Annotated in this window: 2 protein-coding genes; both read left to right on the top strand. The window is 68.4% G+C overall.

The features are described from left to right. Window positions 1–215, top strand: a 215-nt coding sequence (locus GSQ92_RS11985) for a redoxin domain-containing protein (RefSeq protein WP_159013503.1), incomplete at its 5' end; no start/stop codon positions are given. A 10-nt stretch (window positions 216–225) separates the two neighbouring features. Beyond that, a partial coding sequence (locus GSQ92_RS30205) for a PfkB family carbohydrate kinase (protein ID WP_254066608.1) occupies window positions 226–507 on the top strand: 282 nt, incomplete at its 3' end.

Raw genomic sequence — 507 nt, 5'->3', positions numbered from 1 at the left:
CGCTGAGCTTCCCTCTCGCCTCGGACGAGGGCGGCGACGTGATCGAGCGCTATGGCTGCTGGGCCGAGAAGGCGATGTACGGCCGCAAATACATGGGCACCGAGCGCACCACCTTCCTCATCGACGCGAAGGGCAAAATCGCCCAGGTCTGGCGCAAGGTCTCGGTCGCCGGTCACGCGGCCGAGGTGCTGCGGGCCGCGGCGGCGTTGGGCTGAGGACGGGGCCATGATCATCGTGATGGGCATCTTCGCCGCCGACCTCACCTTCCTCACGCCGCGCCTGCCGGAATGGACTGAGACCGTCATCGGCAGCGGCTTTCGCATCGGTCCAGGCGGCAAGGGCTCGAACCAGGCGATCGCCGTCGCGCGGCTGGGCGCGAAGGTGCAGTTCATCGCCAAGCTCGGCGAGGATGATTTCGGCCGCATGGCGCGCGGCATCTATGCGGCCGAGGGCGTCGGTACGGATTACCTCGGGACGAGCGCTGAACTTCCCACGGGCGCTGCCGCG

It is taken from the genome of Acidisoma sp. S159, assembly GCF_009766125.1.
Taxonomy (GTDB): Bacteria; Pseudomonadota; Alphaproteobacteria; order Acetobacterales; family Acetobacteraceae; genus Acidisoma.
The sequence above is the reverse complement of the archived record's forward strand: the minus strand, read 5'-3'. Positions and strand labels throughout refer to the sequence as shown.